Here is a 22501-nt window from a genome sequence, read left to right as displayed (position 1 = left end):
GTTTTTGATTTGGCTCCAGCAGCTGGCAGATATCGCCGAGAGTTCCGCAGAGAGCGTCGAAAGTTTTGGCCGCCTTCTTCCGCAGCCGCGCCTTGAGTTTTGAGCAGACCTGTCTTGATCGGGTTGAGATCGGGCGAGCATGGCGGCAGGATCAGGAGCCAGTGCCCTTTGGCCAACCAGTGGGCGGCGCGTACCTTGCCGACAATCTGGGGTTCCGAACCCGACAGTTGGTTTTCAACCCGACAGTGGCCCGCCTCAGAGCAGGCTACCGCCCTTCGGAGCAGGCAGAAGCTAATCGAGGTTCGCGGGTTCCGGTTTGAATGTGCAGGTCGCTGCGCGCCTGATCTTTCGGTCTGGCGGCACATGACAAAAACCCTCATTTTGGCCGACGATACCCGGTCAGGAGCGGGTATCGCAGTCGAGAAGCGACCCGAGCACGTCCACAAGATGTGCCGAGTTTGCAAGGTGTGTCATTGTTTCTGTCAACGTTCGAGCGACAGCGCACGACGAAACGTCTGGCATACGCCTCGTCTGGCACGCGCCTCGCATATGTTGCAGTTGCTGCTGGAGATCAGGCGATCGAGTGGGCCTTGCAATTTTCCGATTTTGATGCGCCTAAAGTCTCGTGTACAAATCAGGCTGGCGTGAATGGCCTGCCTAAGTTGCGACTTATTACAAAGGAATGGATATGGCGACTGGAACGGTGAAGTGGTTCAACAGCACGAAGGGTTTTGGTTTTATTCAGCCTGACAACGGCGGTCAGGATGTCTTTGTCCACATTTCCGCTGTTGAACGAGCGGGCCTGTCGACCCTTAATGAGGGCCAGAAGATCAACTACGAGGTGGAACAGGATCGCCGCACGGGAAAGTCCTCTGCAGGCAGCCTCAGCAAGGCTGGCTAACGGTCCGGGAAAGCCTTGGCAAGGTTCGTCATCGCCGGAACGCATTGACGGCTCGAAACCCGGGCCGGAGCATGCAAGTTAATGCCGCGGCAGGGATTGCTGGAGCCATCATGAATTACTCTGGAAATGAGGCTCTTGGACGGGAAAGGCGGGGCTCATCCCCGCCCTTTGATTCCGCGCAGATTGGGCCAACGGCTGCTGCGCGTCCGAACGACTGTTGATACGGATTTAGGCTGCGACCTTCTTGCGGGTCCGTTTCGCCGGCGCCGTGGCTGGGGCTTCCGGCTCTTTCGGTTTGCGGCCGAGTCCCATGGTCTTGGCCAAGGCGGAGCGCGCAGCGGCGTAATTCGGCGCCACCATGGGATAATCCGACGGCAGACCCCATTTGGCGCGATATTCGTCTGGGGTCAGACCATAGTGCGTCGCCAGATGGCGCTTTAGCGATTTGAATTTCTTGCCGTCTTCAAGGCTAATGATGTAGTCCGGTTCGATCGACTTTTTGATCGGGACAGCAGGTTTTTTTACAGGCACAGGCTCTTCTGCCGGTATGAGTCCAGCCGTGCCGTTTAGAGCCCCGTGCACTTGGGCGATCAGGGCAGGAAGCTCCCCCGCCGGGACGGGGTTGTTGGAGACGTAGGCTGATACAACATCGGCAGTGAGCTCGATGAGGATGTCGGTCTTGTGGGGTTCTTCTGTCATAAACTTCTCCGGGCAGCTTGAAACACAGTTGGGCGAAGTGTCGCTTCATAGTGGCGGTTGCCGCTGAAAGCAAATGGATCGACGGGTGCGCTGCTCCTCCACCATTGAAGTCTCGGCGACGCATCCCGTCATCGTCCATCGCTAAAGGCAGCGTATTGAATTATGGGAGCGGTCGCGCCCGCCCCACCATAGCGATACAGCAAGACAATCAAAAAAGCCGGTCTTTGCTTGGCCCCAAATCTTTTCTCCTTTCGTGAACGCTGAGCTGCCAAGCTGCTACAGTTCACCTCGCGGGGCAACCGTGCACAACACAGGAGTCGCCCGAGCGATACATTCTTCACTTGCCGCTTATCAGCGCTGGTGATTGCACTTTGCAGCCTGCCTCCGGACCCGCAGCGCTCACGCTGTTGGTTTTGCGCCTGCAGGCGTCGGAAGTCGGATCGCCGCAGCTAATTTCCTCAGGCGGACGAATTCAACAAATCGATTGTTTGGATCGAAGGCATCCACACCATCGATGCCTCTAGAATAGGATCCAGCTACAATCACCGTGCTGTAATGGCAGGGACGGCCAGCACAAGCGCGACACGATCCGGCGGGTCCATCGCTGCGTTACGTATTCATGGCTACTGCATCGGGCGCTCGGTCGACCGCCTTAAGCCAGGTCGCCGCATTGCGAGACGGTGACCGGCGAGGGAGAGGGCGCTCTGGCAACGAAGCGAGGCGGGTGGCCTTGCGGGTGGCCGCGTGATGTCATCCGGCTCTCCTGCCGATCTCTGCCGGCCAGATCTGGAGCAACTGTTTTGCATAGATATGGCTCTCTTCAGGGGGCCATCTATGATGGGAGCCGAGCGCGTGTTCGAGCCGGGGAACAGGCTGCGCATGCACTGTGCCCACCTATTGCGATCGTGCTAACCTTGGTTGTTTGGACTTGCCGTTAAAGGCAAGCGACAGATTGAAGTTATGCTGCACCATCTGATTGCCTGGCTCGTTTTCGAGAGCTCGCCGATACAGGGCCTGTGCCGCGTCATGCCGCCCCTCAATGTCCAAAATCACGCCCTTCGCATTCAATGCACGTACGTTTCCTGGGGCTGCAACCAAGACGCTGTCGAGCACCTCAACCGCTTCGTGCGGGCGCTTCTGGCCCACCAAGGCATTTGTAAGTCGTATCGCCGCATCAACATTGTCCGGGTGCTGCTTCACCTCATCCCGCAAAGCCCGCTCTTGAACATCCTGACCAACTTCGCGCAAAATGCGTTCGCGCATAGCCGGATCGATTTGATCGGCGCTGAGCAACTCGGGGGAAGATGTCTCCTGCACGGAAAGAGCCGGCTTTTGCCAGCTGGCGCAACCGCCCAAAGGCAGAATGGCGAGTACGGCAAAAAGAAGTGAGTTCCGGCGCAGAAACATAGGCGATGGAGAAACTGTATTACTATTCATGTTATCTCTCAGTTATCGGGGAGGCGCGTGGCGTTCAGTTAGGAAAGGTGGGACTACTCTAACAATCCGCTGTTCGATCCGTGCGGGAGTGTGACGGATCCTGCGGGGCGAATTGTAAAGTCGGAGGCGAGGTCTTGATAAGACAGCACGGCGAGATCAACCCCGTTTCGCGTCAGAAAGCCGCGGACGAAACGTCGGACATCCATCGACGTCAACAGAATAGGGCGGGTTTGACCCGGTTCTGCGTTCGAAAGGACCTGACGTATCTGTGATAGCATCGCTTCGCTTTGCCGATCCTCCAGTGCGAGATAGGGGCCTGCATCCGAATCTCGAACCGCGCCACGCATCACATCCTCGCTCTCGCGCTCGACGACCAGGGCGGACACGATGCCCTCCGTGTTGGCATGGCGGTGGCAGATCTGTCGCTTCAAACCAGAACGGACATATTCCGTCAGCAGGGCAACGTTCTGCTCACGCTCGCTCCATTCGGCCAATGCCTCCAACACGAGACGGGTGTGGCGGATTGGGATACCTTCCTCCAGGAGGCGGCGCAGAACATCGGCAATCCGAGGAATCGGCGTCGTGCGTAGCACCTCTTTCACAAGCTCAGAATATTCCTGCTCCATTCGGCCCAGGAAATGTCGGGTCTCTTGGATGCCCACCAATCGCGGTGCGTAGCGGGTCAACGCTGCATGGACGCGCAAGGCGAGGAGTTCGCCGGGAGCCCTATGCTCCGTGCCGGCGCCCGTAAGGGCCTTTGCAGGGGTATGTTCAACCGGGAGTGTGTCCGTTTTCGGCTCACGTCTAAGGGGGACACCGCTCGAGTCGACGTGCGCTACATCGGCTCGGAGCGCCATCTGGTTTGGATCTAAGGCGTCCTGTTCGACTGGCACGCCCTCGACATCAATTCGGAATTGCGATTCAGGCAGCTGCTCGTCAACCAAGACAGGGATGCGAGGAACGATAATGCCCAGATCGGCTGTGACCAGGAGCGAAACGCGCCCAATATGTTTTTGCAATTCGGCTTGATCGACCGCCTGCATAAGATCTGGCGCTAGAAAAAATGCGATCGGGAATTCCTTCGCAGGCGCGGCTTGCTTAGGCTCCGCTGCAGTTCCACCTTTCGCATCGGCAGTGCCGGCGCCCAGCACATCAGCCTTGACAATGCTTACCGCAGCGAACACTGCGGCCAGCATCAGAAAGACGGGGAGGGGAAACCCAGGAACGAACCCCATTACAACCAGGACGCCGGCCGCCAGTCGCAAGGCTCGAGTGCTGGCCGTGAGCTGACTGACCATTTCTGTACCGAGGTTGATCCTCGCCGTCCCAGTCACACGGGTGACGATGGTCGCCGCAGTAATGGAGAGCAGAAGGGCCGGAATCTGCGATATCAATGCATCGCCTATCGTCAGCAGAGTGTAGTGATGCAGTACCTCGCCGAAGGACATGCCCTTGGAGAGCAGGCCGATCGAAATTCCACCCAGCATGTTGATGCAGATAACCACCAGCCCGGCGATGGAATCGCCCTTCACAAATTTCATCGCGCCGTCCATCGCGCCATAGAGTTGGCTTTCCTTCTCCAATTCGGCGCGCCGCCGGCGGGATTCGTTGGCATCGATGTGGCCGTTGCGTAGCTCTGCGTCGACCGCCATTTGCTTGCCCGGCAGAGCATCCAGCGTGAAACGCGCCGCCACTTCTGCCACCCGTTCGGCACCCTTCGCGAGGACCATGAATTGCACCATGGTGACGACCAGAAATATGACGAAACCCACCACGATATTGCCTGAAATGACGAAATCGCCAAAAGTATGAATAATGCTGCCGGCCTCCCCCTCGGCCAGGATCAGTCGCGTCGTTGCGACCGTGAGCGCGAGACGGAATACAGTGGAAATCAAAATAACGCCGGGCAAAGAGGAAAAATCAAGTGGAGTACTGACATACAGGGCAACCATCATCAGCAGTATGGCCAACCCCATATTGAATCCTATCAGGGCGTCGACCACCACGACCGGGATAGGCATGACCATCATCGCGACAGCCAGAAGCAGCATCAACGCAACCATTAAATCCGGGCTGGCCGGCGCACGCTTGATGAAGTCACGCAGGACGTTGGCCATCGAGACACCTTTGCAATCGGTTGAGACTTACTCTGCTGTTACGCCATGAAACGTGGCTTTCGAACTCCGAAGGCGCCTCAGCCTTGGCCAGCGCGTGACCCTGCATGAGAGCCACAAGCAGGCGCGAAATGGCTGGGCAGCAAATGTTTCCAACGCAGCCAGCTTGTCAGCACCGAGCGCGACAGGATGTTTGGCTGGCCATAGAGTGCTGCTTGATGGGGCCTGCGAGCTTTCAATATTGGAGAGCAGCAATGCGGCCATTCCTGCTCAGCAGCACACGGCTGTCCTCAATACGTTCGACCACCCATCCATCAGCCAAAATGGCGCCGACAAAATACTTCTCGCTGTCGATGACAATATATGGTTGGACCCCATGCCACACAGCTTCGACCGCGATTGCGGATGGCGCCTTCTCCTCTTTGATGAGCACTCCGTTCACCAGTGTTAGAGTACCCTTGGTGCGACGATCGAACGATTGCTGAAGCTTCTGCCAGCTGATGACCGATTCAGACGTGACGGTGCCTTCGGCGGTCACAACACCCTTTGCCGACCCAATCTTGACGTCGAGAAGACCCGCTCGATCGACTTCCTCCTGCAGCTCTTGGGCCGCTGCCTCCGTAAGTTCATTGTCAGCGCGGTGACTGATCGTTCTGGACGCGACTTCAGCCCGAAGTGAATTGGGGCTCGATCCACTTGCATTGCCAAGATAGGAGATCGTGCCTGAAAGCGCGCCGATCCCGAGTGAGCTGATTATGACCATGGCGAGCACACCGATCGGTAGGCGCGGTATGCCGGTCGAACCAGGCGGCTCTGCATCCTGCACGGACAAAGCAATGGACATCTCGCCTACGAGCAGGACGACAGGAAGGGGCACAACAACGGACTGGCCTGCGGCGATATTCCGGTTGCCCTCGATACTGAGTCCGGGTGCAAGCGCCTCCAGTTCGATCGACTTGCCAAGAAGAGTTACACGAAGGTGATGCGGTGCCAGTCCCTGCTCGACAAAGACCAAATCGGCATCGAAGCCGCTGCCGATTAAACACTTTTGAAGATCCGTCTTGCCGGTCAGACCGCAATAGTGCCCCGAACGCACTTCGAAACGGAGGGAAACGGCGTCATCCACAGAGCATCTCTCAAACAGGATAGAAGCCGCATGGCAATTGCCATGCGGCTCATTTCGGGACTACGTCGCGTCAATAAGGAGACGCGCTAGGGGGCAGTCTAAAACCCGCTTCCGACATTACGAAACGCGTTCGTCGGCGGCCTTCTTGATGGTCTGGAGATTGGTCGTTAGAGTGCGCAACTGGACACTCCTTTTCGTCGCCTCCAAGCTAACATTGGTTAGTTCCTGCACTTGCGCCTGAAAAGCAGTAGCATCAGCTCCGCTTGTATTGCCGGGAGTGCCACTGTTAGTTTTATCGGTATTGCCGGCGCTACTGGTATTGGTATTGCCTGATTTTTTATTATTATCAACTGCAGCCATGATCATTCCTTTTTCTGTTGGAGTTGTGCCGTCAATAACGGCCTGTATGACCTCACGCCGGATTTCCCGCGTCAGGCATCTTCTGTGTCATCCAAAGCTTCATCGGCCTCAGCCATCGCATCGTTCGCGAATTGGAACGCGAACGATCGCAGGATACTTTGGAAGGCTTCACTTTGTGCTGCAGACTGTGAGTTGTCTTGAAGTTGATCATTTGAAACGGTCCGGTTATCCGCCCGATCGTTCCCGCCAGCTGCCTTGCCATCATTCCCACCAGCTGGCTTGCCATCATTGCCATCAGCCGGCTTGCCATCACCAGAATGCTCGGATTTCGAATCCCCATGGCCCTTTCGGATCAAGGAAGTCCCGAGGTTGCCAACTCCACTCCCAATTGCTGCTATCATCAGGTACTCCGGCATTTGCCATTGGCGGCGACGTGTTAAAGGTTAGCCTCGATCAAGCTAAGGGCGGGAGCTTTCGAGAACCTGACGGCTTTTGACAAAAACCGGCCAGCGCAAAAACGTATGCTCTGCAGGATGTTGCTCTCGCATCGAACAGTCGACCACGATCTCGGCTGTTCGGCCAATCCCGCCGTCCACGCATGCCGCGACCGAATGGCAGCCGCAGCAGCTCGTTTGCATCCTCGATGCTGTGGTGTCGAACAGGAGACACGGTCCACGTGCTGCATGACCGCAATGACCGTATTCTTGCTGGCTCCACGGGCGCACGCAACGAGCAGGAACTCGGTCTTTGCATCACCATTCTCTCGCCTGCACATCACGGCCCGGCGCGGTGAGCTCATTGGCTTCGAGAAGGTCGGCGACCGTACGAACATGGGATGGTCTGCCGGCTTTGGGAGGCCGGTGCGGATCCTCTTCTCACCATATCGAAAGCTTGAAGCGGTCGGATTTTCTTGCCCTGTTCGTGAGAACTCCCATCGTCAGCTAATCGTCAGCCAAGCGGTCTATCTAGGCCGGCCGTGCCTGACCTTCGGATCCAAAGGTCCCGTCTCGACACTTTTTGTAACTATAGATCGAAATGGTCCGCGTGATACGCAACGCACACGCTTCTCTGAAGCAAATGTGTGACTTTGTCGGTGGCGAACGAGAGGAGTGACGCATCAATAAAATCGTCAGGCACGTGTCTAGGAAGGGGAGCTAGCCGAGTTGGTCTGATTTCATTCGCTGTTCCTGGAAATCGGCGGACTGAAGCGCTGATAATCTCAGGACATCGATGGCAACGTTGCGAAAGTCCTGTGAGCTCGGGCCAATCTTGGCCTGCTACTGAGAAGCACTTTGGCGGGAACATTACGCCGTCGCGGGTCTGGCTGACCGTGACGTTAACCGAAAGATGCCGCTGGTCTCGTCAGCCGCCAGCACAATAGCAGCACATTCTCGCCTACTACGGAGACGCAATATGAAGGGCATTGGCCGACCACGGAAATCGCAGGCTGAAACTGGAGCCAGCCGCGCGGGGCGGGCGAGCAGTTCCCTTTCGCAATCAAGTCTTGCTGCGGGAGAAGGTGGACAGTCATTCGATTCCGTTGTGGAGCAGATGCGCTCTGGGGACGCCGATAGGAGGCCCTCCTCCCTTCCAGTTGCGCGCGGTCCAGGCGATGCCCGCGAAAGTCTGCCAGGCGCCTCGATTGGCGAAGATCAAATCCTGAACACACCGCGACGTGGAGCCGCTGCGCCACCACGCGGAACCGTAGCGCCACGTGGCGCAGCCGCAAGGCGGCGCGGTTCTCCCTCCATGTCTGAGGGCGAAGCCATGGCGCCGGTCGGTAGCCAACTATCAACCGCGCAGGTGGAAGGCACCAGCTCATCGTCAAATGAAGATATCAGTCCGACACAGCTCAGAATGAACAGTCTTGTTCAACAACTGACTGATTGCGAGGCTGCGGCCAGGAAAACCGACGTCCCCGAGGAGGCGGTGGAGCTGATCAGTCGGGTCGTCGATGCAGCCTCAGCAATTCTGGAGTACCGCGCTAGCCTGCCTGCGGCTGAGGCGCAGACAATTATGCCAGACGACAAGGTGCGTAGATGTTGCCAGATCGTGTGCGACGCCGCGAATGAAGTAGACAAACTTGGCCTGTCGACGATCACGAAATTGGACAAAAAGACCAAGAAAGCGGCAGGTATGGTCGATAAACTCTACTCCTACTCCCAGGCGGACCGGCAGGAGCTGTTGATTTTAAATGTGGAGAACCACCATACGGCGGCAATTAAGTGGTGGGAAAAAAAGGCATGGCGCTCCGAACGGCAGCGATCCGCCTGCGCTGCCACCGCTAGCCTATCCAGTGGAACGCCCGTGATGCGGGAAGCCGAGCGGTGCGCACTGCGGCTGCGTGCCGGCTCGGTACTGAGTGTCAGGATCTGGCTGGTCCGTGAGCGGATCGGTCTTGCGCGGGCCAAGATTGAACTGCGGGCGAGCAGGTTCGAGCCAGATTTGAAGGAACTCCTCGTCGGTCGAAATGGAGTGGTGCAGCTGATGGCAAGCGCCGCTCAAGAAGCTCTTCGCGCCCTCTCTTTGGCGAAGGGCATAATGGATGATGGCAAAACACTCAACGCTCATGATTGCGCGGTTGTAGAAAAAATCATGGAGCGGCTTTCGGATTTTGGATTGGCGTTGCACGAGGTGCATACCAAGCTAAGCCATACCTACCCAGATGCCGGCCTCCCATTGAAACTGTTCGAACGGATCGTGGACGATGCATGGATCACTGCGCACGATGCCATGCACTTGTTGAACCTGCAGTCTCCGCCGTCAGCCATCATGGCGCCACAGGCCCAGGCGGGCGCTGCGATGCCGGCCAGGGCAGGCGCTGCGATACCGGCTGGCACTGCTGGTACGGCTGCAGTGTCAGAAGGCACTACAGCGCGAAGGAAAGGGAAGTCAAAGCATAAGTCGGCAGCTCGCGCCGGGACTTCTGCCGCCGGGCAGCCATCAACACCAGTCGCTGCGAACGCCGGCACAGTGCCAGCAGCCAAGGTTCTCGCGCGCTCGGATCAAGTTGCGAGTACACAGGTGAGAGCGCAAGAGGTGGCTGCGAGTTCGTCGGGGGCAGGCTCGACAATCGGGGGCGCCGCGTTGTCAATGGAGGTATTGACGGAGCGGCTCAAACGATTGGACGAACTTTTGCAGTTCGATCTGGCCGGTCAGCAAAGCGTCGTCTCCCAAGTGCGCCAGATGAAGCCTGAGGAGGCCGGTAAGGTCGTGGACGATGTGGCCCAGTACCTGCGAGCCCAGGCCATTGAGATGCAAACCTGTCTCGCCGGGTTGCAGGGGCGTAATGTACGCCTGCTACTCACCTCCACCCAGCTACCCAAAGTGCACGAACGCACAGACCAGCTCAAAGGGTTGCTGAACATGGTGCTGGGACAGGCCAACGCATTGAATGAAGGAAAAGCCGGCATTACGACTGATTGCATGAAGACCTACGCATTTCCGGCGCAAAAATACCTGGAACATTTGTGCAATGCCGACGAATTGATGCCGCCGGAGGCACCGGTCGCGCTGCGTGGCGAGCCAGGAAAGCTGTTTGAGATGAAGCTGCAGCCCAAGATGCTGGTCAATGGTGCGATGCCGAGCCCGATGTGGGTGCACATCCACACGAGTCGCCCCGTCATGGCCAGAAACTTGGAAGGGCTGGCTGATTCCGAATTCACCGCTTGCCACGTTAAATCCAACGAACAGCGCGGCTACAATCGAGAGCGAGAGGAAGCCGATGCTAGGTCCGGTCGCGAGAAGGTCATAATTCATCGCGGCAAACTCACCCCCGCTTTCTGTAAGTCCTTGTTGACCTCAGGGCTTGGCCGCCAACCACGCCATTCGCGTGCCGAGCTCCCGTCGGCGCAGGCTGCATGACAGGGCACTCAGAATGCGGCCGGCCACGCTGTGAGTCAGCGAGCATTTCTCCTGGCCAAACCGCGAATGCCGCTGCGCGAGTTGCGGTCCGGCGATTGGAGTCGATCGGCTACCGTCAGGGCCGATTTGCGATGTCGCGTTACCGGCTGTTGACGTGGCGGCGTATCTTGCCTCCCATCCAACTTATCGCCGAGATCGCGCCGCCAAGATCGAGGCGGAAGGTCTTCCTGCGAGCGCGGAGCAGGCATAGCCGATCCGATCGGGATCGGCGCATCGCAACGACCCAACGGTGTGGTGGAGAAAATTGGATTCGGGAGAGCTCGGTTCCAAGAGGCGGAGTTCCGGCCCGAATACAATCCGCTCGCAAGCACCCACGATGCGCATCCGCAGTTTATTGTCTGGGAGATGGGCTGGATTGCTCGGCGGCGCTGGCGCTAAGGCGGGGCTGTCGCCGGACAATTAGCATTCACTGCCAACAGCCTTGCAACCGTCACCAGTTGCAAGGCTCGGCGGCGGGTCGACAAATCACATGAAATCGTCGTCGGACCCGCTATCGCTGCTGTCGCTATCCTCGGTTTTGTGGAGATAGAGTGGAGGTTTGCCTGCACGCTGCCACTCACCGGCACTGTTCTTCGTCCATTTGTCGGGATGCTGCGTAGGGTCAAGCACCAGGTCGCCATGATCCACTTCAACAAACCCCATCGTCTGCGCGCGCGCTTGTGCTTCCGGATTAGCCGCACGCCAATTCAGCAACGGTCGGTCGCCGTCTATCCGAAGTTGATGCTCCAGCAGAATATCGCCCGCATTTTCGACGAGCGGATGGGCGACTTGAAGATCCACTATGGAAGTGACCTCAGTTCGACCAGGAAATTGTTCCCGCCAACTTTCCGATTCGAACTCGTTCATGCTGAATCCGCCTTCCATTCTCAGCAGTCCGGCACTCCGGTCTCCCAATTGGTAACTGAAATATCGCGCGTGCTCCGTATCTCGACGGATGCCATATTGCTGAGCAACGTCCGCGGTGCGCCTGGCTCGTGACGATACGAACTCCGAATACTCTTGAGGATTGTCGGCGATGTGCGTGATTTCATCACCATGAAATTGCCTCACCTGTCTCCTGAAGGAAGTCCTGTTGATCTCCACCACAGGAGGTCGGGAATTGAGGGAGTATGCTTGGGGAGCCGCCGATGATGAGGCGCCGCTACCTTCCGATCCGGATAAGTGCATTCGGGCAAATGTGTCCGCGAACCCTTCGCTTCCTGCATCCGATTGCTCGCCGGCATTATGCGCGCGGTAACTATCGGATGAGCCACCAATTCGACCATACATGACGATTCGTACTCCTATGTTTCGCAACCGAGCTCAAGTTAGCACGGCTGTTCAACATAGGGCGCTTAGTTGACGACTAGCTGACGAGGGCATTCCAACGGCTGCACCAATCAAATCCGCACTGCCGGCCTCAAAACCTCGGACTGCGCCACGCACCGGCCAGCAGAGGCTGCAAGGTCATGCCCGGAGGACTTGCCGTAGTTGCTGGGTGGCAGATCCGAGGGGAGTGATTGCCCCAGGCCCGCGGTTGCGCGGTTGGCCTGACAGAGACACTGGGGCACGGATGGCCAGCCGACATTTGCCACTAGCATGGAGCCAGGTCAGTTTTGAACTGGGCAGTCGTGGACTTCCAATGACTAGGCCAAGCCTGCGGCAAAGAATGCTTTCGCGACAGGCTGGAAATATTGCATAGGAACCGCGTGGCCGAGTTTTGTAGTGCCTATCAGCTGACGCGCTAAGACATGGTCATGGACGATCGTCAGGCGTAGTGCCCGCGCCTCGCTCAACACATGTGAAACGCGCTCACCTTCGGCACGGCAAACTAAGAACGGCACCCCGGTTTCACCGCGAACGTAACGCAGACCGATCAGGACCGCCCTTCCTGTTAAGACCAGCGTGGCGCGATGCACGCCAAGCGCAGGCTCGTCGGCCGCCTCCTCGCGGATGCGACGCTGTTCACCTTTCAACTCTGGCGCTCCTTGCTGATCCTTCGACTCGCGCGTCACTTCGGTATTGGTCATGCGCATTTCGCGCAGATACAACGCGCGCTGGAGCAGAAGATCGATCAGTCCGCCGACCAGCAGTGCGCCGGCGCCAATTCCCATCAGCAATTTTGTCTCCATAAAGATGAGGCCAACACAGCCCATGCCGCAGATCGGCAGAGGGACCATTGTCTTCCACATCCCGAGAAGGACAATGGAAAAGGTTGCGCTGAGAACCAATACCTTGAACATGGTCTTGCAGACTTCGACCATGGAACGAGCAGACCCCAAGCGCTTCAGCCCTTCAAAGGGGTCAATTTTCTTAAAGCTGAGCTTCATCGGCTCCAGAGAGAAGACAAATCCACCATTGGCTAGCAGGCTGGCCAAAATCACCGCGGCGACAAGGGTTCCAAGCAGCGGGCCAACAGCCGCGACTGTGAGTTGGACGAGCACAACCAATGCCTGCGGCACCGCGGTATCGAAAGGTAGGCTCTGCAACTTGGTGGCTAATAGGAGCGCTTCCCGGCATTTGTCCTCGATCACGCTGCCTCTTAGCCAAAGGTAGCCGAGCCCAGCGCAAGTCCCGACCGCGCGGACGAAATCGGAGCTACGTGGCAGCTGTCCTTTTTTGCGCGCTTCACTTAACTTCTTCGGGCTGGCGGCGTGTGTCTTCTCTTCACTTGTGTCGCTCATGGCAGCAATTTGTCGAACCACTCCAGCACGCCGTTGGCACGTGTGACCTCCAGTTTCATGCTCTCCACCAGATAGGCAGCGTAGGTGACCATGAGAACTGGAAAGACAATGTTCTTGATTGCCGGAGACAGTTGGCTCGCCTTAAATTGCGGGGCAAAGCGACGCAGCAGCATCATCGATATATCAATCAGTATCAGGAAGAACACGACAGGCCCCGATACCAATAATGCCGTGCGCATTATGCTGTCGAGAAGCCCCAACAACTCCATTGCTCCTGGCCCACTCAGTGTCGGGTGAAACTGATACACCGGCCAGATCAAGTAGCTGCGGTACAGGACACTGATCAAAGTTTCCAGGCCTCCTGATCCGACGAATATGGCAATCGCAGTGATCCCCAGAAAAACGCCCATCGCGGAAGCCTGACTGTTCGTCGCGGGATCGGCCGAAGCGGTCGGGCTGCTGATGCCGCGTTGGTTGTCGATAAGCTCCCCGGCAGCCTGAAGGCCCCAAAGCGGAATGCCAAGAAAAGTGCCAAGGAGTACACCGACAAAAACTTCCTTGAATCCGAGCAGGGTTAGCTGGATCAGGCGCGTATCAGGATCCAGCGCCGGCAATCCGCCGCTGACGTGTGCCAGGCATGGTAGTGCGAAGCCAACAGCCAAACAGCCCCGGATCAGCCCACTGATCTGCGAGCGTGTGAATACGGGAAAGATCAGCATGATGCCCATCGCGCGGGCTGCCCCAAGACCTGCCGCAACGACGAGTTCGAGAGCCGTCTGGATCAGAATTTGAATATCGGCCGATGGCGCGTCCATGGGGCGGACTAGTAGCTAAGTGTCATTGCGGGAAACTCGGTGAAGATCTGATCGGCTAGCTCTATGAGCGGGGCGCTTAGCACAGGAGCAAACAGCCCAATCACCGCGACAACGACCAGAAGCTTCACGGTGAGCGGCAAGCTTTCATCCTGGATCTGCGTCGCCGCCTGGAGGATGCCGATGACGAGGCCGACAACCACTGATGCAATGAGCGGCGGTAGAATCCAGATCATGAAAACCACCAGTGATTGGCTCATAAGAGTAATGATGCTGGATTCAGTGATGATCAGCCTCCCGGTAACGTATAACTCAGCACAAGCCCATGCATCAATTTTGACCAACCATCAATGGCAACAAACAAGAAGATCTTGAACGGGACAGATATAACAGTTGGTGAGACCATCGACATACCCATTGCCATCAAGATAGTTGTCACTATCAGATCTATAACAATAAAAGGCAGATAAAGTAGAAATCCTATCTCAAATCCGCGCTTCAATTCTGATAGCAAGAAAGATGGTACAAGTATTGCAAAGTCATCAGGCGTGGCTGCAGCGTGCATTTCCTCTGGCCAGACCTTTTCTGTCGAAGATAGGAAAAATCGCCGCTGCTCTTCATTTGTGAATTTCTTGAGATGCTCGCGCAAGGGCTCACTTCCGGCTTTAGCGGCGCTTACCCAGTCGTCGAATGTCTGATAGTGGAGCTTGGGATCCGACATGCGGTCATAGGTCTGCTCAGCAACGGGCGCACTAACGAACATAGTGAGGATCATCGCCGCGGCGTACAGCACCACATTGGGTGGTATGGTCTGGGTCCCGAGCGCATTGCGGACGAGGAAAAGAACAATTGATACCTTTACAAAGGCCGTTGTCGTGGCAACTGCTAAAACCAGCAGACCGAGTCCGGCGGTAACCGCAAGAAGCGCCAGGATTGTCGGCTGAGCTTCACTCATTGCATGCAAACCCGCCACGGAGCCTGATGCCCAGCTCTTCTCCGATGCGGACAATGTCGCCACGCCCGATACGCTGACCATTGGCCACTATGTCGACCGGGCCGTCGATCGGCCATCCAAGTTCAAAAATATGCCCTTCGCCGGCACTTCTTAATTCCCCAAGAGAAATAGGCCAGCGGCCGCATTCAAAGACAAGCACGATCTCGACATCGTCGAGATCCTTAGTAAGCTCCAGTTGCGATCCGGGTTGTGTCATATGCGCACTCTCCAAAGGACACGGTCGCGGGCGGAAAGGCCCCCGCAAGATTAATTCATCGCCGTCAAGATCCGCCTCGGCGCACAACTGGCCGACAGCTAGGGTGATCTGGCCGCGGCCGAACGGCGCAATATCGGGCAACAATGCATCACCGACACATGCGCTTCGAAGAAGCGCCGCAGGAAGGCGAAGCGTGCCGACCTCTCCTGCAACAATGAGCGGGAGCTCTGGAGGCAGCCCGCCCAGCTGCCGCGGCAACTGGGCAAGCAGTTCGCCTAGCGCGCGAAACGCAGGCGGTACTAAGCCGTCAAGTGGCGTGAACAGGAATAGACGGCCCTTGCCCTTGACCGCGCCGAAAATGATGTCGAGTTCAAGATGAGGAGCCAGCATCGTGGCTTCGCATACCCGCACGAGTTGCACGTTCAGACGCGTCGTCTCCTCCAGTCGAGTGACAAGCGGCTCCAGAGCGAGTTCGAGAATTAGCGAAGCAGTTGGCTCGGAAGGGAAGGCCAAGCCGTTCTGCACTGTCGTGATGAACTCCTCTACGAGCGGGCGCGACAGTGACAAGATGACCGTTTCGGCTCCCACTCTCCAGACGCAGTCAAGCATCGGAATGGCAGCAGGTTCCTGCTGCCAGACAAGCCCTGCCGTTCGCACCGATAGCGGCACCTCGTTGATCCGGCTTTGAAACGGCGTGCGCGGCGCTGCTGTATCATTGAGCCACGAGACAACCGTGTGGGACAGTTTCAGAACTGGTTCGAACATGGCGGGTGTGACCGCAGCGCCTATCAAAGACTGCACGGTCGTGTCATTCGGACGACCTCTTGCGACCGTCGGATCCGGTTGCGCGGCATTTAGGCAAGCGACCCCCTCGCATATTTCAGCAGTATCTCATCGTCGGCCTCGATCTCGGCTGCGGCCTCCGAATGAGTCTCGACGGCGCGCCGCACGTCGTCCTCGATTTGTTGCCATTTGTCCCTTGCCGCCGAACATATGACCCATAGCTCCCTCGTCCTGGACGCCGCCATCTCAGCCTCCTCTTGAGCGATTTGGGTATCATCAAGCATCTGCCGTCTGGAATTGATCTCAGCGGCAAGTTGTTCAGTGTGAAGGCGGTGACGGTCGAGCGCTGCGCTAGACAAGTTGTCGAGTGACATCAGATGCTGATAGAGCGCTGCTTCTTTTCTTGAACAATGTTGCTGTATCATTGCAAGCTCCCTAGAGGCATTTTGTACGGCTGAGGCGGCCACATCGCGCTGGGCTTCCTTCTTGGACAGCTCGCCAAGGGCACGACGCTCTTGCATTTCCTTCAGAAGCCGTAACCTCGAAGACTGAATCCAGTTTACGCGGTCAGACGCGACATCCATGCGACCGTCTCCTCGAAATCTGACGCGTCATCTTCGCTCTGGCGCAGAAACTCCCTCAGTTCGTCGATTGACGCGACAGCCCGGTCAGTCAGGGGATCTCCACCTGGCTTGTATTCGCCAACATTGATCAAGAACTCGGTCTCGGCATAGCGCGACAGGAGCTCGCGGAAAATGGATGCTGCCTTGCGATGTGTCCCCGAAACGACTGCATCCATGACGCGGCTGCGACTCTGCAGCACATCAATAGCGGGGAAATGCGATCGCGCCGCAATAGCGCGTGAGAGGATGACATGGCCATCGAGAATACCACGCGATTCCTCGGCGATTGGATCACCCGTGCCATCACCCTCTACAAGCACCGTATAGAAGGCCGTGATTGAGCCCCGCTCACCCATGCCGGCGCGCTCGAGCAGGCCTGGCAGCATGCCAAAAACGGAAGGAGGAAAGCCCCGTCGCGTCGGCGGCTCACCCGCAGCAAGGCCTATTTCGCGCATAGCGCGGCAGAAGCGCGTCAGCGAATCCAGCATGAGAGCAACGCGTAGGCCTTGATCGCGGAAATATTCCGCGAGCGCAGTCGCCATTGGAGCGCATTGCGCACGCTCTACCGCCGAGCGGTCGGATGCTTCAACCACGACGACCGTACGGAGAAGGCCCTCTTCACCAAGATTCCTTTCGATGAATTCACGAACTTCCCGTCCACGTTCGCCTATGAGCGCCACTATGACGACGTCAGCGGCGGCACCCTTTACGATCTGTGACAACAGCGTCGACTTGCCACCACCTGGCTCGCCATAAATCCCGATCCGCTGGCCCTCGCCGCACGTCAGCAGACCATCGAGGACACGGACCCCAAGCGGGAATGGCCGCTCAATCATGCGCCTCGTCATCGGATTGGGGGCTCTGCCATGCAGGGGCCGAGTTTCGACGGTCTTGATTTCGCCTTTGCCGTCCAATGGGCGGCAACGACTGTCGATCACGCGACCGAGCAAATCGCCGCCGACGGGCACCTCACGCATTCGGCCAGTGGCCACGACCTCTGCGCGGCTGGATAGGCCCACCAAGTCCCCGATCGGTGTCAGCAATACACCATCACCCGACAGGCCGATCACCTCGGCCTCGAGCGACAGCCCGGTTCGCGGGTCCTCTAGGAGGCAAAGTTCCCCAATACGAGTGTCTGGCAAGACGGCATGAACCAGTGTGCCGATAGCCCGCGTGATCCGACCGCGCACCGCACGCGTGTCAATTCGCTTGGCCGCAGCCCTCAAAGACGAGATTGCTGGAACGAGAGCTCGAGTGTCGGCGTCAGCGTTATGTTCTGGGACGGGCTTTCTCATAGCTCGCCTTTCTCACAGAGCGTCCCGAAACCAAGGCGCAGCGCGCGCATCTGGGCGTCAAGTCCAAGGTCAACATTGCCGTACTCGCTCCACAGCACGCAGCGTTGCGGCGACAATGTCGGGTCGGGCTCGATCCGCACCCTTGGTCGACCATCCTGGCCGTCGCATCGAGCAAACTCTCGTGCAAGCATGTCGACTTGCATGGGAGAAACATGAAGGCAAACGTCGGCGCCGCTGTATTGACACTCTATGGCGTGACGAACAGCCCTCACCAATAGCTCGCCCGGATCGAAAGCGCCGATAAGATCGCTCAATATTTCCATCACGAGCTGCGGCAATTCCTGCTCCAGAGCCGCCTTTCGTCGCGCGATTTCGGAGATTGTCTCCGCAATCAACCCTGCCATCTCCTCGGTGCCTGCATTCGAGCCCTCCATGTGGCCGCGCGCCCACGCCCGCTGGTAAACCGCGCGTGCCCAGTTTCGAACGCGCTGCCGATGCCGTTCTGCCGCGGCAAGGGCTTGCGCGGCGCTGTGCCAGGTTTCGAGCTCGCTCGCGGGTATCAGTGGTCCGACTGGACGCATCTGCGGCGCTATTGGCCCCTCGGAAAGTTCGACTGTCATTTCACCGGGGTCTCTGTCTCAAAATGAGCTACTACAAGTGAAAGCAATTGGCCGGCGGCGGTCCAATGCTCATGTGCTGGAGTCTCCGCGGCAGTCCCCTCGGGCAATCGAAGAAGCACGCGGTTACGCTCGGTCGCTGAACTGTCCTGGAGCCAAGCTCCAAGACATGCGTGTCCATCGTATTCGATTTGCTGAGCGAGTTTTTCTGGGTCCGAGATCAGTCTTTTGTCAACAGCATGCAGCAGGTGTCGGATTCCGAATGCGTGTGCATCCACGCCGATGCGTTTAACAAGGATGGCAAGCTCAGGCTGAGAGACAAACGCGACCAGCGAACGGGCATGCCAGATACTACCAGCAAGAAGGGCCGCTCGATATGGATCATGCCCGCGTAGAAGGTCCGGCCTGCAGCCGATGTGGTTCAGATCCACGTCATCGTTGCCCAGCAATTCTGCCAGCCTTGGATGCAGTCTGGAACACTTCTGCAACTTCACTAACGTTTCGGCCGATAACGCTGGATCAAGACGCGCCGCAAGACGGGTTGGATGGGCCGAAGCCGCAAGCTCGCTCGCGCCCGGAAAGTGCGGACCATCAGGTCGGGCGGTCTGTATAGGCATTGGCAATGAGATGTCACCCACGTCCAATTGCAGGCATTCTTTTGCGAATGGCCTCGACAGCAGAAGCATCCCGGCGCCCCTCGACCTTGGAAACGCCGGTTGATTGCTTGCGCCGACGCGTAACAACGCCGATCAAGAGATAACAGGCCACGGCGAATACGGCTGCGGCAAAACCTGTTACGGTCGCCAGAAGTGGCGCAGGAAGAGGTAGTGATGCTTGTGGCAAAACAGCAGTCGGATCGGGCCGTTGCTCGTGTGCGGACCGTTCTACCGGCACCAAAACCACTTCCACCTTATCGTAGGACAGGCCTTCGATGCTGTCGGCTACAAGCATCTTTATCTTTGGCAGCAGAGCCGCGACATTTGTTTTTGCGTCGTGCCTGATAAACACCGAGGCCGAGGATGGCGTGGCACCGGCTCGCACAAGGTCGTTATGCGGCAGCACGACGTGAACACGTACAGAAAAAACGCCATCGATATCGCTGATCGTCCGCGACAACTCTTCGCTCAGGGCATACACGTAACGGGCACGCTCTTCGGTCGGCGAGGCAATCAGGCCTGATCCTTGGAATATCTCACCGAGGTTCTTGAAGGATTGGCGCGGCAGCCCCTTGGCGTTCAGAAGGTTGATTGAGAAGGCGAGCAGCTTTTCGTCAACCTGGATCGTGCTGGTTCCATCCTTGGCGACCACCCGGATCGCGGCGACCCCGTTGTCTTCAAGAAGTGCGAGCATTTCATTTGCCTCACGCTCTTGCAATTGCGTGTAGAGGTCGGCTTTGCAAGCAGTGAGGGCGACGAGAACTGGCAGCATGACAAGTCTAACCGACCGCCACCCTGACAGGCCACGCATGATTTCGCCCTCGGCCAAGCCAATCATGCGCGCGGTTCAGCCTTCCTTCAAAAGTTTATTCACGGATGATGTGACGCCGCTGACGCCTTTGGAGATAAGCGCCACCTGGGTGACGCCGTTGTAAACATCCCGAAGACCAGCCATCATCGTTTCGAAGTCTTGCCCTTGTTGGGGAATGCCCGAGATTCCGGTTCCCGCCTCACCTGGAACGGGAAGCTTCTGCGCCGGTCCCGGTAGAGCGCCCTTCGAAAGGGCTATGTCATGGTCGAGCGCGGGGAAGGAAACAGTGTTGTGTGGATATAGGGAGGAAATCGTCTGCAACACGCGATCGCCCATGCCGCTCGTCGGCGCAGCCGCGCGCTGAACATCCATCGCCGCAGCAACTGGCGCCGCACTCGCTGGCCCCGCGGCGGCATCGTTTTTCAGCGAGTCGGCTGCATGCCCTAAGGCGCGCTCAAACTGGGCCTGCTCGACAATCGACGGTGATCCGACCCTGGGGAGGCCAGCCGTTAGAGTGGCAGAGATCGACGTGACAGGCATCATCATGTAAGGACTCGGTTGCTCTCTCTGACCGGGCGAGCCCCGCCCATTCATCACCCGGTGTCGGCGCAACACTCCTAGGGGGGCAAGCTGACAACAAGCTGACTAACGGCGGCGTCATTTCGACAATCTAAAATCTCTTCGGCAATTTAGTCACTTGTGATGATTTCAGCGTTTGGTTTATCAGTGCGACATGCCGAGAACGCTTATCCAACCCGTCACCCTGCATGTTTTGAGACTTCTTTGTGCCGGGTTTTTTCTGTCCACCGGGATTCACCCGGCGCATGCAGTCCCGCTGTCCCTTCCGGCGACACCCTATAGATACACGGTTCTGGATCAGGAGCTCGCTGCAGCGTTGCAGGAATTCGGCAACAACCTGAATATCAGGGTCAACATCAGTCCTGCGGTGAAGGGGCGAATTCGCGGACGTATGCCTGATTTGCCACCGCGCGCGTTCCTCGACCGCTTGACGAACCTTTACGGTCTACAATGGTACTATGACGGCCTTGTGCTCTATGTGTCTGCTGCACAAGAATCGCAAACTCGAATGCTTTTGATGACGTCGATTCGCTTCGATGCGTTCAAGGGGGCTCTCGACAAGCTTGATATCTCCGACGAGCGCTATGTGGTCAAACCCGTGCCAGGCAATGGCCTCGTCTTCGTTTCCGGTCCACCGCGCTTCGTCGCACTCGTGGAGCAGACCTTTAACGGCTTGGTGGCGCAGGCGCAGGCGCAGACTCACATAGCGGCAACGCCAAAGGAATCAGTGCTGATCTTGTTTCGCGGCTCCTCCACTACGGTCGTTCGCGACGGACGACCGGATGCTTCTTATTCTTCTGACATCCCACAACAGGATAGCGTTGGCGGGAAGCCTGAGCTGGGCAAGAAATGAACATTGAGGATTTCCCGCAGCTCTGAAGAACATGACTGCGGCTACCCCTTTGTGAACTCTTCGCAAACTCGTCAGTTTCTCGAAAGCTAATCCGCTCATGATGAGTCCCGGCAGCTCTCGCGGTGACTCCGGCCATTGTGTTGGACCGAACCTTGGAGCCGGCCCGGAACACAGCAATTGAAGGCAGGGCAGGCGCATTCGTGACCTGCCGACGCTTGGAATTGTCGAATTTTGTGAAACGCAAGGGATCTTCTGTCGGGGTCTCTTGTGGGGATTTCAACGTCACGTCTGAGGATGCATAATGTCGGCCAGTAATCTTTCAACTTTCTACCGCTCAAATTCGCTACAGTCCGCAAGGGGTTGGCCGGGCCTGAAAGTTTCCCATTTTGCGACCCAGCATCAGCAAAGTGCATCGTGCTTCGAAGCGATGCTGTCCACTTGTGTGCTGGCAGACAAGCCCGGCTCTTTCGCGCAAGGGGATCTGCCAGCGTCGAATCTTGATTCGACAATGGATAAATTGCGGCAGGACCCTTTGGGCCATCTGGCACCGGATGTCTTGACATTGAATGGCTTGGAGCAACACCCACTGGATCTGCTGCCGCCAAATATGAGGGCGGCTCTCAAGGAGGACCAATCGCAACGCTCCAAGGCGACTGAAGCCCAACATCTGCTCGGCGTCACTCCGAAGATCGAGCCGGCTCCCAGGCCGAGCCCCGGAATCACGTGGAACGGTGGGTCGCTGACCACGGCTGAGTTGCAGATTGTTGCGGTACTCAACCGTCACAAGGACCAATGCCCGCTTACTTGGAAGTCGTTGACCGACAAAGCCAATGATCCCTCTACGCCACCGGATCTGAAAGCGGCGATCCAGGGACTGCAGCAGGATTCGGGACTTTTTTATGCGATTGGCTCGCAGGGCGACGGCCGCTGTGGAGGCAAGATCAACGCCAAGGACTTGGCCGGATTTTCAAACCACCACCCACAAGTTGCTGCATTTCAGGAAGCCCAAGCGCGAAGCTACGAGCAGAACTACATAC

At 57.6% G+C, this 22501-nt stretch carries 22 protein-coding genes and 1 pseudogene; 4 read left to right on the top strand and 19 right to left on the bottom strand.

The window, feature by feature from the left end; translation table 11 throughout:
- Nucleotides 1-164: pseudogene (locus EN749_RS38700) on the bottom strand (transposase); the annotation flags it as partial.
- Nucleotides 165-688: 524 nt separating this feature from the next.
- On the opposite strand from EN749_RS38700, the gene EN749_RS09810 reads away from it, so the two are divergent.
- Nucleotides 689-901 carry a cold-shock protein gene (locus EN749_RS09810; RefSeq protein WP_008874821.1) on the top strand — a complete coding sequence of 71 codons (213 nt, stop codon included), beginning with the start codon at nucleotides 689-691 and terminating at the stop codon, nucleotides 899-901.
- A gap of 228 nt (nucleotides 902-1129) precedes the next feature.
- Here EN749_RS09810 and EN749_RS09805 read toward each other — a convergent pair whose 3' ends face one another.
- The 6 genes from EN749_RS09805 to EN749_RS09780 all read right to left on the bottom strand — a co-directional run bounded on the left by EN749_RS09805 (nucleotide 1130) and on the right by EN749_RS09780 (nucleotide 7038).
- The gene (locus EN749_RS09805) at nucleotides 1130-1600 is read right to left on the bottom strand and encodes a MucR family transcriptional regulator (RefSeq protein WP_024505385.1); all 471 of its coding nucleotides are present in this window, start codon (nucleotides 1598-1600) and stop codon (nucleotides 1130-1132) included.
- Between the two features lie 894 nt (nucleotides 1601-2494).
- The gene (locus EN749_RS09800; protein WP_081714429.1) at nucleotides 2495-3037 is read right to left on the bottom strand and encodes a tetratricopeptide repeat protein; all 543 of its coding nucleotides are present in this window, start codon (nucleotides 3035-3037) and stop codon (nucleotides 2495-2497) included.
- Between the two features lie 53 nt (nucleotides 3038-3090).
- Nucleotides 3091-5154, bottom strand: a complete 2064-nt coding sequence (sctV, locus tag EN749_RS09795) for a type III secretion system export apparatus subunit SctV (RefSeq protein ID WP_024505383.1) — start codon at nucleotides 5152-5154, stop codon at nucleotides 3091-3093.
- A gap of 232 nt (nucleotides 5155-5386) precedes the next feature.
- The gene (locus EN749_RS09790; protein ID WP_024505382.1) at nucleotides 5387-6277 is read right to left on the bottom strand and encodes a hypothetical protein; all 891 of its coding nucleotides are present in this window, start codon (nucleotides 6275-6277) and stop codon (nucleotides 5387-5389) included.
- 117 nt (nucleotides 6278-6394) lie between these two features.
- Nucleotides 6395-6637, bottom strand: a complete 243-nt coding sequence (locus EN749_RS38695) for a nodulation protein NopA (RefSeq protein WP_224570034.1) — start codon at nucleotides 6635-6637, stop codon at nucleotides 6395-6397.
- Between the two features lie 71 nt (nucleotides 6638-6708).
- Nucleotides 6709-7038: a hypothetical protein gene (locus tag EN749_RS09780; RefSeq protein ID WP_081714433.1), complete on the bottom strand. Its 330-nt coding sequence runs from the start codon at nucleotides 7036-7038 to the stop codon at nucleotides 6709-6711.
- A 1348-nt stretch (nucleotides 7039-8386) separates the two neighbouring features.
- On the opposite strand from EN749_RS09780, the gene EN749_RS09775 reads away from it, so the two are divergent.
- Entirely contained in the window at nucleotides 8387-10501 is a 2115-nt protein-coding gene (locus tag EN749_RS09775; RefSeq protein WP_245454733.1) for a hypothetical protein, read from the top strand.
- 525 nt (nucleotides 10502-11026) lie between these two features.
- Here EN749_RS09775 and EN749_RS09770 read toward each other — a convergent pair.
- The 12 genes from EN749_RS09770 to EN749_RS09715 form a co-directional block, all read right to left on the bottom strand.
- Entirely contained in the window at nucleotides 11027-11830 is an 804-nt protein-coding gene (locus EN749_RS09770; RefSeq protein WP_024505378.1) for a hypothetical protein, read from the bottom strand.
- A gap of 356 nt (nucleotides 11831-12186) precedes the next feature.
- On the bottom strand, nucleotides 12187-13224 hold the full coding sequence (locus tag EN749_RS09765) for an EscU/YscU/HrcU family type III secretion system export apparatus switch protein (protein WP_024505377.1): 1038 nt from the start codon (nucleotides 13222-13224) through the stop codon (nucleotides 12187-12189).
- Nucleotides 13221-14039: a type III secretion system export apparatus subunit SctT gene (gene sctT / locus EN749_RS09760; RefSeq protein WP_024505376.1), complete on the bottom strand. Its 819-nt coding sequence runs from the start codon at nucleotides 14037-14039 to the stop codon at nucleotides 13221-13223. Before sctT ends, EN749_RS09765 begins: the two co-directional genes overlap by 4 nt.
- An 8-nt stretch (nucleotides 14040-14047) precedes the next feature.
- On the bottom strand, nucleotides 14048-14323 hold the full coding sequence (locus tag EN749_RS09755; RefSeq protein WP_024505375.1) for an EscS/YscS/HrcS family type III secretion system export apparatus protein: 276 nt from the start codon (nucleotides 14321-14323) through the stop codon (nucleotides 14048-14050).
- Between the two features lie 2 nt (nucleotides 14324-14325).
- The gene (gene sctR / locus EN749_RS09750) at nucleotides 14326-14991 is read right to left on the bottom strand and encodes a type III secretion system export apparatus subunit SctR (protein ID WP_029354851.1); all 666 of its coding nucleotides are present in this window, start codon (nucleotides 14989-14991) and stop codon (nucleotides 14326-14328) included.
- Complete coding sequence (gene sctQ / locus EN749_RS09745) at nucleotides 14984-16012, bottom strand: type III secretion system cytoplasmic ring protein SctQ (protein ID WP_095769044.1); 1029 nt, start codon at nucleotides 16010-16012, stop codon at nucleotides 14984-14986. The genes sctR and sctQ overlap by 8 nt, the downstream gene beginning before the upstream one ends.
- Before the next feature lie 89 nt (nucleotides 16013-16101).
- Nucleotides 16102-16614 carry a hypothetical protein gene (locus EN749_RS09740; protein ID WP_032899688.1) on the bottom strand — a complete coding sequence of 171 codons (513 nt, stop codon included), beginning with the start codon at nucleotides 16612-16614 and terminating at the stop codon, nucleotides 16102-16104.
- A complete protein-coding gene (gene sctN, locus EN749_RS09735) occupies nucleotides 16590-17948 on the bottom strand; it encodes a type III secretion system ATPase SctN (RefSeq protein WP_128363026.1) in 1359 nt (452 codons plus the stop codon). Before sctN ends, EN749_RS09740 begins: the two co-directional genes overlap by 25 nt.
- A complete protein-coding gene (sctL, locus tag EN749_RS09730; RefSeq protein WP_024505371.1) occupies nucleotides 17945-18568 on the bottom strand; it encodes a type III secretion system stator protein SctL in 624 nt (207 codons plus the stop codon). Before sctL ends, sctN begins: the two co-directional genes overlap by 4 nt.
- The gene (locus EN749_RS09725; RefSeq protein ID WP_306462680.1) at nucleotides 18565-19203 is read right to left on the bottom strand and encodes a nodulation protein NolU; all 639 of its coding nucleotides are present in this window, start codon (nucleotides 19201-19203) and stop codon (nucleotides 18565-18567) included. The genes sctL and EN749_RS09725 overlap by 4 nt, the downstream gene beginning before the upstream one ends.
- Nucleotides 19196-20032: a type III secretion inner membrane ring lipoprotein SctJ gene (sctJ, locus tag EN749_RS09720; RefSeq protein WP_272483026.1), complete on the bottom strand. Its 837-nt coding sequence runs from the start codon at nucleotides 20030-20032 to the stop codon at nucleotides 19196-19198. Before sctJ ends, EN749_RS09725 begins: the two co-directional genes overlap by 8 nt.
- Before the next feature lie 36 nt (nucleotides 20033-20068).
- Complete coding sequence (locus EN749_RS09715) at nucleotides 20069-20578, bottom strand: nodulation protein NolB (protein WP_024505368.1); 510 nt, start codon at nucleotides 20576-20578, stop codon at nucleotides 20069-20071.
- 187 nt (nucleotides 20579-20765) lie between these two features.
- Here EN749_RS09715 and EN749_RS09710 point away from each other — a divergent pair, with 187 nt between their 5' ends.
- Together EN749_RS09710 and EN749_RS38690 are read left to right on the top strand one after the other, a co-directional pair.
- Nucleotides 20766-21464: a secretin N-terminal domain-containing protein gene (locus EN749_RS09710; protein WP_024505367.1), complete on the top strand. Its 699-nt coding sequence runs from the start codon at nucleotides 20766-20768 to the stop codon at nucleotides 21462-21464.
- A gap of 301 nt (nucleotides 21465-21765) precedes the next feature.
- Nucleotides 21766-22501, top strand: a 736-nt coding sequence (locus tag EN749_RS38690; RefSeq protein WP_281061878.1) for an HrpF/NolX family T3SS translocon protein, incomplete at its 3' end; no start/stop codon positions are given.

Source organism: Mesorhizobium sp. M7A.F.Ca.ET.027.02.1.1 (assembly GCF_004022985.1).
Lineage (GTDB): Bacteria > Pseudomonadota > Alphaproteobacteria > Rhizobiales > Rhizobiaceae > Mesorhizobium.
Note: the sequence above shows the minus strand (reverse complement) of the source record. Positions and strands in the feature narration are given on the sequence as shown.

What these genes read in the sequence shown, in the direction of transcription:
- EN749_RS38695 (WP_224570034.1), bottom strand. Translation starts at nt 6,637, where the DNA reads ATGGCTGCAGTTGATAATAATAAAAAATCAGGCAATACCAATACCAGT.
- EN749_RS09710 (WP_024505367.1), top strand. Translation starts at nt 20,766, where the DNA reads ATGCCGAGAACGCTTATCCAACCCGTCACCCTGCATGTTTTGAGACTT.
- sctR (WP_029354851.1), bottom strand. Translation starts at nt 14,991, where the DNA reads ATGAGTGAAGCTCAGCCGACAATCCTGGCGCTTCTTGCGGTTACCGCC.
- sctV (WP_024505383.1), bottom strand. Translation starts at nt 5,154, where the DNA reads ATGGCCAACGTCCTGCGTGACTTCATCAAGCGTGCGCCGGCCAGCCCG.
- EN749_RS09765 (WP_024505377.1), bottom strand. Translation starts at nt 13,224, where the DNA reads ATGAGCGACACAAGTGAAGAGAAGACACACGCCGCCAGCCCGAAGAAG.
- EN749_RS09800 (WP_081714429.1), bottom strand. Translation starts at nt 3,037, where the DNA reads ATGAATAGTAATACAGTTTCTCCATCGCCTATGTTTCTGCGCCGGAAC.
- EN749_RS09810 (WP_008874821.1), top strand. Translation starts at nt 689, where the DNA reads ATGGCGACTGGAACGGTGAAGTGGTTCAACAGCACGAAGGGTTTTGGT.
- EN749_RS09715 (WP_024505368.1), bottom strand. Translation starts at nt 20,578, where the DNA reads ATGATGATGCCTGTCACGTCGATCTCTGCCACTCTAACGGCTGGCCTC.
- sctQ (WP_095769044.1), bottom strand. Translation starts at nt 16,012, where the DNA reads ATGTTCGAACCAGTTCTGAAACTGTCCCACACGGTTGTCTCGTGGCTC.
- EN749_RS09770 (WP_024505378.1), bottom strand. Translation starts at nt 11,830, where the DNA reads ATGTATGGTCGAATTGGTGGCTCATCCGATAGTTACCGCGCGCATAAT.
- sctN (WP_128363026.1), bottom strand. Translation starts at nt 17,948, where the DNA reads ATGAGAAAGCCCGTCCCAGAACATAACGCTGACGCCGACACTCGAGCT.
- EN749_RS09740 (WP_032899688.1), bottom strand. Translation starts at nt 16,614, where the DNA reads ATGGATGTCGCGTCTGACCGCGTAAACTGGATTCAGTCTTCGAGGTTA.
- sctT (WP_024505376.1), bottom strand. Translation starts at nt 14,039, where the DNA reads ATGGACGCGCCATCGGCCGATATTCAAATTCTGATCCAGACGGCTCTC.
- EN749_RS09775 (WP_245454733.1), top strand. Translation starts at nt 8,387, where the DNA reads ATGTCTGAGGGCGAAGCCATGGCGCCGGTCGGTAGCCAACTATCAACC.
- EN749_RS09780 (WP_081714433.1), bottom strand. Translation starts at nt 7,038, where the DNA reads ATGATAGCAGCAATTGGGAGTGGAGTTGGCAACCTCGGGACTTCCTTG.
- sctJ (WP_272483026.1), bottom strand. Translation starts at nt 20,032, where the DNA reads ATGCGTGGCCTGTCAGGGTGGCGGTCGGTTAGACTTGTCATGCTGCCA.
- sctL (WP_024505371.1), bottom strand. Translation starts at nt 18,568, where the DNA reads ATGACAGTCGAACTTTCCGAGGGGCCAATAGCGCCGCAGATGCGTCCA.
- EN749_RS09805 (WP_024505385.1), bottom strand. Translation starts at nt 1,600, where the DNA reads ATGACAGAAGAACCCCACAAGACCGACATCCTCATCGAGCTCACTGCC.